General features: G+C 69.9%; 6 protein-coding genes and 1 rRNA gene. All 7 read left to right on the top strand.

The genetic code is table 11. The features are described 5' to 3' along the window. Window positions 1-74 (top strand): 5S ribosomal RNA (rrf, locus tag ACTMTI_RS48800); the annotation flags it as partial. A gap of 333 nt (window positions 75-407) precedes the next feature. Beyond that, the gene (locus ACTMTI_RS48795) at window positions 408-1,703 is read left to right on the top strand and encodes a bifunctional folylpolyglutamate synthase/dihydrofolate synthase (protein ID WP_441127715.1); all 1,296 of its coding nucleotides are present in this window, start codon (window positions 408-410) and stop codon (window positions 1,701-1,703) included. Between the two features lie 22 nt (window positions 1,704-1,725). Further along, window positions 1,726-2,067 (top strand): DUF4233 domain-containing protein, encoded by a 342-nt coding sequence (locus ACTMTI_RS48790; protein WP_441127709.1) that lies wholly within the window; start codon window positions 1,726-1,728, stop codon window positions 2,065-2,067. A 68-nt stretch (window positions 2,068-2,135) separates the two neighbouring features. Beyond that, window positions 2,136-3,845 carry a hypothetical protein gene (locus ACTMTI_RS48785; protein WP_441127708.1) on the top strand — a complete coding sequence of 570 codons (1,710 nt, stop codon included), beginning with the start codon at window positions 2,136-2,138 and terminating at the stop codon, window positions 3,843-3,845. 166 nt (window positions 3,846-4,011) lie between these two features. Further along, window positions 4,012-4,422: a nucleoside-diphosphate kinase gene (gene ndk, locus ACTMTI_RS48780; RefSeq protein WP_090773482.1), complete on the top strand. Its 411-nt coding sequence runs from the start codon at window positions 4,012-4,014 to the stop codon at window positions 4,420-4,422. 326 nt (window positions 4,423-4,748) lie between these two features. Then, window positions 4,749-5,780, top strand: coding sequence for a rod shape-determining protein (locus ACTMTI_RS48775; protein WP_441127707.1), 1,032 nt, complete (start codon window positions 4,749-4,751; stop codon window positions 5,778-5,780). Further along, window positions 5,780-6,658 (top strand): rod shape-determining protein MreC, encoded by an 879-nt coding sequence (gene mreC, locus ACTMTI_RS48770; RefSeq protein WP_441127706.1) that lies wholly within the window; start codon window positions 5,780-5,782, stop codon window positions 6,656-6,658. The genes ACTMTI_RS48775 and mreC overlap by 1 nt, the downstream gene beginning before the upstream one ends. The last annotated feature ends 291 nt before the right edge of the window (window positions 6,659-6,949 follow it).

The raw sequence follows: 6,949 nt of genomic DNA, 5'->3' as shown, positions 1-6,949 counted from the left end.
ACCCGGAAGTTAAGCTTCCCAGCGCCGATGGTACTGCACTCGGGAGGGTGTGGGAGAGTAGGTCACCGCCGCACAAATATTCACGAAATGGGCCCCGACGCCGAGCGCGTCGGGGCCCATTTTGCGTTGACGGTCGATTGACGCCGCCCCATGCGAGACGTTGGGGATCGTCACACCTCCGAGGTGCTCGGCCATCGGCCGCCAGGACACTGGTGGCATGCCTCGGTGACGCGGAAGCCGGGGGATCGGTGTGTGTGTCTGACGCCTCCGTCACGGAAAAGCGACTTCTCGTACCCCGCCGATTGGGTGAGACGGTGGCCGCCGAGGTTGAGGAAGCCCGGGTCAAGAGCGCTGCGGGCAGTCAGTAGGGTTGAGGGGTGGATTATCGTGCGGTCGAACGCGCGGTCATGGAGCGTGGCGTCGAGTGGGATTTCGAGCCGACGCTCGACAGGATCGCGGCCCTGCTGGATCTGCTCGGCTCACCGCAGCGGGCATACCCGGTCATACACATAGCCGGCACCAACGGCAAGACGAGCACGGCGCGCCTCACCGAGGCGCTGCTCAAGGAGCGCAACCTGAGGGTGGGGCGGTTCACCAGCCCGCACCTGGTGTCGGTGCGCGAGCGGATCACCGTTGACGGGGAGCCGCTGAGTGAGGAGCGGTTCGCCGAGGTCTACGAGGAGATCATCCCGTACGTCGAGCTGACCGACGCGCAAGGACGGCGGCGCATCCAGTTCTTCGAGCTGCTGACCGCGATGGCGTTCGCGGCGTTCGCCGACACCCCCGTCGACGTCGCCGTCGTCGAGGCCGGCATGGGCGGGTCGTGGGACGCCACCAACGTCGCGGACGGCATCGTGTCCGTCATCACCCCCATCTCGCTCGATCACACCGACCGTCTCGGGCCCGACATCCCGAGCATCGCGTCCGAGAAGGCGGGCATCATCAAGCCTGGCACGACCGCCATCCTGGCCCAGCAGGAGCTGGCCGCGGCCGAGGTGCTGATGCGCAAGGCGGCCGACGTCGGCGCGGTGGTGGCACGTGAGGGGCTGGAGTTCGGGGTGCTGAGCCGCGAGGTGGCGATGGGCGGGCAACTGCTCACGCTGCGCGGGCTCAAGGGTGTATACGATGAGGTCTACCTGCCGCTCTACGGCGCCCATCAGGCGAGCAACGCGGTCTGCGCGCTGGCCGCCGCAGAGGCGCTGACCGGCGGCGACGATCCGCTCGACGCCGATCTCGTACGGCAGGCGTTCGCGCAGGCGTCATCGCCCGGGCGCATGGAGGTCCTGCGCCGCACGCCGACGGTCGTGGTCGACGCCGCGCACAACCCCGGCGGCTTGCAGGCGACCCTGGAGGGGCTGCACGAGGCGTTCGACTTCGCCAAGATCATCGGCGTGGTCGCGGTCATGCGAGACAAGGACGTCGACACCATCCTCGACCTGCTCGAACCGATCCTCGACCAGATCGTCGTCACGCGTAACTCCTCGCCCAGGTCGATGGCGCCAGAGGAGCTGGCGTCGCTGGCAGAGCCGCTCTTCGGCGAGGACCGGGTGCATGTCGTCGACCGGCTCGACGACGCGATTGACATCGGCATCGGCATCGCCGACGCCGAAGGGGAGTTCAGCGGCACGGGGGTGTTCATCACCGGGTCGGTCGTCACCGCGGGCGACGCCCGGCGGCTGCTCAAGGCGGATGGGTCCCCATGACGAGCTGCAAGGGGGGTTCGCGGTGAACTTCGAGGTCACGCCGGGGATGCGCAGGCTCGGCGCCAGCGTGCTCGGCATGGAGGCCATCGTGGCCGGGTTGATCACGCCGGTGGCGATCAGCGTGAACGGGATCGCGCCCGCACTGGCAGTGACCGTCGGCATCGGCCTCGCCGTGCTGTGCGTGGTTGCCGCGGGCCTGCTCAAGCGGCCTTTCGGCTACATCATGGGCAGCGTCGTACAGGTGCTGGCGATCTGCGCGGGCTTCCTCGTACCGGCTATGTTCTTCCTCGGCGCGATCTTCGCGGCGCTGTGGATCACGGCGATTATCGTCGCTCACCGTGTCGAGGGCGCTACTTCCCGCTAAAGTCGGCCTACATGGCCGTCCCCCCGATTCAGAGGTCGCCCCAATCGGCCGGCCTCACATGCCCATGGTTGCTCGACACGGTGCTCGGGCTGCTCGTCGTGGCCGCGCTGCCGTTGGCGATCACCGCGATTCCCAACACGCTCTCCGTCGTCGCCAAGCTGCTGCCCGGCGACATCGACCAGATCGGCCTGATGCGCACGCACGGGCTCGCGCTGCCCGCGCTCATGCTGACCGTGCCGCTCGCCGCGGTCGCGCTGCGGCGGGCCAACCCGGCGTACGTGCTGCTCGGCGCGCTGGGACTGATGGCGCTGACCGACGTCGCGGGTGGTTTCGCCGCTTCCGAGCTGCTCGTCGGAGCCGTACGCGTGCTGCGCGGCATCGGCGCCGGTTTGATCGTGGCCGCCACGCTCGCCGCCGTCTGGGGTCGCGCGCCGGTGCTGCGCGCCCTGTGGGTGGGCGTGTTCACACTGAGCCTGCTCGCGGCCCAGGCGCTGGCGCTGTGGCCGCTCGACAACGTGGACAGCTGGCGGGTGACGCTGCAGCCATACCCGATGGTGACGGGTGTGGCGCTGGCGCTGGCCGCCTTCTACCTGGTCGCCTGGATGCTGCTCGGCCGTCCCGCCGCGCCGGGACCCGACGTACGCGAGCGCAACCGCCTGCTGCTGGCCGCTGTGCCCGCGGCGGGCATCTCGGTCGCGGCGATCAGCACCGCGACAGAGGGCTGGCGGGCCATTCCGGTGATCCTGCTGGCCGCAGTGGCCATCGTGGGGCTGCTGGCGCTGGCCTCGATCGGCACCGCGGAGAGCCGCACGATGGCGTACTCCATGGTGGCGGTCGGGGCCGTGCTGTTGCCCAGCGCGGCACAGGTCACGCTGGTGGAGATGGGCGGGCTCGGCGGGCCGGGCCTGCGCGGGCTCTGGGTGCCGTTCGGGGTGGCCGGGGTGCTCGCGGTGGCGGCGTCGGCCGTGGTGCGGGTGTTCGCGGGCGCCTCCGGGAGGTGGCTGGCGCCACTGGGACTGCTGTCGATGGTGGTGGGGCTGTGCTCGGTAAGGCTCGTCGTACCGTCCGCCGAGGGGCTGGTGCTGGCGGTGCCGTTCACGCTGCTCGCCGTCGGGGCGGCGGTGGCGTTGACGTCGGCGCTGCAGGAGGTGGGCGCCGGAGGCGCGGTGTTCGGGCTGTCGCTGTGCTTCGCTGGTGTGCTGGCGGGCTTCCTGCTCGGCACCGGCGTGCAGATGGCCATGCTCGACGGTGTGAAGTCGGCTCAGGAACTGGTCGACAGCTTCGTGGGCGCGCTGCGCTGGTGGGCGTTGATCGGTGGCTTCCTGCTGGTGGCGATCACCGTGCTCGCCGCGGTGATGGCTCGCCGGTCTGGCGGCGGGGTGGTTGCCGCCGAGAGCGGTTCTGACGATGGCCTGCCGTCCGCCGGCGATCGCGCGGCTGGGCGGCTCGATGGAGACGTGCTGGTCGTACCGGCGTCCTCTCAGCAGGGTGGCGACCCGGCGGACGACGGCGGTGAGCGGGCCGGTGGGGATGAGCGCGGTGATGCGGGGAGCGACGCCGATGAACGGCTTGGGGCCGAGGACGCGGGTCGTGGCGTCGAGCCTGCGGACGTCGCGGAAGAGGATCAGCCCACCGGCGCCATTCCGCGCGTCGTGCTGCCGGTGTCGTCCCAGGGAGCCTTCGACAAGGTGAAGCCGCGAGGCGAGGCCGGCGAGCCGGGGTCTTCGCCCGCGGTGCCGCCGCAGGGGCATTCGCCCGAGGACGCCGCATCCCCATAAGGGCCCGGCCAGACCGTATCCCCGTGGGAAACGAGGGTACGGGTGCGGGACGGTAAGCTGAGCGTCAGCTACGGTGACGCGCGGGTGCATGGCCCGGCGAAGCGTCCTCGCGGTGAGGCTGGATGCCGGTAGCCGCGACCCCACTCTGTTCGAAGGAGAACTCCAAGTGTCCGAGCGCACTCTTGTCCTGATCAAGCCCGACGGGGTTAAGCGTGGCCTCATCGGCGATGTGATCGCTCGTGTGGAGCGCAAGGGCCTCAAGGTCGTGGCGATGGACCTGCGCACCCTCGACGCCGACACCGCCAAGGCGCACTACGCCGAGCACTCCGAGCGGCCGTTCTTCGGCGAGCTCGTCGAGTTCATCACGTCGGGGCCGCTCGTCGCCCTGGTGCTGGAGGGCCCGCGGGCCGTCGAGGCCTTCCGCGCGCTGGCCGGCGCCACCGACCCGGTCAAGTCCGCGCCCGGCACGATCCGCGGCGACCACGCCCTCGAGATCGGGGAGAACGTCGTCCACGGCTCCGACTCGCCCGAGTCGGCCGCCAGGGAGATCAAGATCTTCTTCCCGGACCGGTTCTAGCCGATTCCCGCTCCGCCCGCGCCCGTTCAGCTCCGCTGTGCGGGCGCGACGTGTTTCCGCCGACCGGTTCCCGTGCCGTTTGCGAGTCACGGCGGGTTTCTGTCGGTGGCCCCGCGTAATGTTTTGCGCGGTGGTCGCGGGTTGGAGCGTTCCAGCATCCTGTCGGATGTTGTGGTGCAATCCGGGCAAAATTGCGGTTGAGGTAGGGGCTGGAGATTTTTGAGGGGCGCGATGGCTCATCGCGCCCCTCGGTGGGTACGTCACGTTACGATTCGAATTCAATCCGTAGTCACTCGCGAACGACGTTACGGAGGGCTCCGTTCCCCATGGGCAGCAAGCTCGCGTTCCTCGGCCGTGACATGGCGGTCGACCTGGGCACCGCCAACACGTTGGTGTACGTGCGTGGCCGGGGCATCGTGCTCAACGAGCCGTCAGTCGTAGCGATCAATACCACCACGGGCAATATCGTGGCGGTCGGCATCGAGGCCAAGCGGATGATCGGGCGCACGCCCGGCAACATCATCGCGGTCCGTCCCCTCAAGGACGGAGTGATCGCCGACTTCGACGTCACCGGCCGGATGTTGCGCTACTTCATCCATAGGGCGCACAAACGCCGGCTTTTCGCCAAGCCGCGCATCATCATCGCCGTGCCCAGCGGCATCACCAGCGTCGAACAACGGGCGGTGAAGGAAGCCGGCTACCAGGCAGGCGCCAGAAAGGTCTACATCATCGAGGAGCCCATGGCCGCGGCCATCGGGGCGGGCCTTCCGGTGCACAAGCCCACCGGCAACATGGTGGTCGACATCGGCGGCGGCACCACCGAGGTGGCGATCATCTCGATGGGCGGCGTGGTCACCAGTCAGTCGATCAGGGTCGGTGGTGACGAGCTCGACCAGGCGGTGATCACCTTCGCGAAGAAGGAGTTCTCGCTGATGCTGGGCGAGCGCACGGCCGAGGAGATCAAGATGGCCATCGGCTCGGCCTGCCCCGGCGAGGAGGAGTCGCACGCGGAGATCTGCGGGCGCGACCTGGTCAGCGGGCTGCCCAAGACGATCATCGTGTCGAGCGAGGAGATCAGGAAGGCCATCGAGGAGCCGGTCAACACGATCATGGACGCCGTCAAGGTCACGCTCGACAAGTGCCCGCCCGAGCTGTCCGGTGACATCTTGGATCGCGGCATCGCCCTCACCGGCGGGGGCGCTCTGCTCAAAGGGCTGGGGGAGCGGGTCAAGGCCGAGACAGGCATGCCGGTGCATCTCGTCGAGAATGCCCTCGACTCGGTCGCCATCGGCGCCGGCCGGTGCGCCGAGGAGTTCGAGGCGCTGCAGCAGGTCCTAGTGCCGGAGTCGCGACGCTGATGAGAGACTCACGCCGTGCTCGGCTGATCCTGGGGGTGCTGCTGACGGTGGCCCTGGTCATCCTGACCATCGACCACCGCACCGGCGACAGTTCCCCCATGCGCCAGCTGCGCGCGGCCGGGTCGTGGATCTTCGGTACGACGGAGCAGTTCGGCGGCTGGCTGGTGCGACCGGTCGGCGGGTTCGTGCACGCCATCCTGAGCGCGCCGAGCGCCCAGGAGCGCATCCGGGCGCTGCAGGAGGAAAACGCCAAGCTGCGGTCCGGCCTGCTGACGGGCAGACTCGACGCGGCCCGCTCCCAGGAGCTCAAGCGGCTGCTCGGCCTGTCGGGGGCCGGCGGATACAAGGTGGTCACGGCCAACGTGGTCGCCAGGCGCGGTCAGCCGGGGTTCGAGGACGTCGTGCAGATCGACGTGGGCACCGGCGACGGGGTCCGGCCGAAGATGACCGTGCTCAACGGCGACGGGCTGGTCGGGCGGGTCCTCCACGCGTCCACGCACACCTCGACGGTGGTGCTGCTCAGCGACCCGGCCTCGGCCGCAGGGGCCCGGCTGGAAGGCGGCAAGGAGATCGGCGTCGTGCACGGGGTGGGGGAGAACGGGCGGCTCATCCAGTTCCGGCTCCTCGATTCCACAGCGCCGCTGACCAGGGGCGCGCGCATCGTCAGCTTCGGCTCCCAGCACGGCAGGCCGTACGTTCCGGGGGTGCCGATCGGGGTGATCGAGCGGGTGGAGTCGACGCCGGGGGAGCTGACACGCATCGCGTACGCCAGGCCGTACGCGGACCTGACGGCGCTCGACGTGGTCGGCGTGGTGGTGGAGGCGCCCAAGCGGGACCCACGCGACGCTGTGCTGCCCGCCAAGGAGGGATCGCGGTGATCGCGGTGTCTGGCGGGATGGTGGCCCAAACGCCGGTTGCGCTGGTGATGGGGGGTCTGCGGAGACGGCGGTGGCCGGGGTCGTGCCGGCCGCACAGGCTGAGGCAGTGTCGTTACGGGGGCGGTGGTGTGGCGCGCTGCCCGCGGCGAGGGTGCACCGCTGGGGCGGAGGCGTTCGGTGGGCGGCGTGGCCGCCCGGGGCCGGTGAGGGCTGAGCGGTGGTGCAGGCGCGGCCGTCCGGGGCCGGTGAAGGTGGGTGGGTCGGCTCGTGACGGTGGCGGCACTGCGGTGA

The organism is Nonomuraea sp. H19 (assembly GCF_052068215.1).
Taxonomy (GTDB): domain Bacteria; phylum Actinomycetota; class Actinomycetes; order Streptosporangiales; family Streptosporangiaceae; genus Nonomuraea.
Note: the sequence above shows the minus strand (reverse complement) of the source record. Positions and strands in the feature narration are given on the sequence as shown.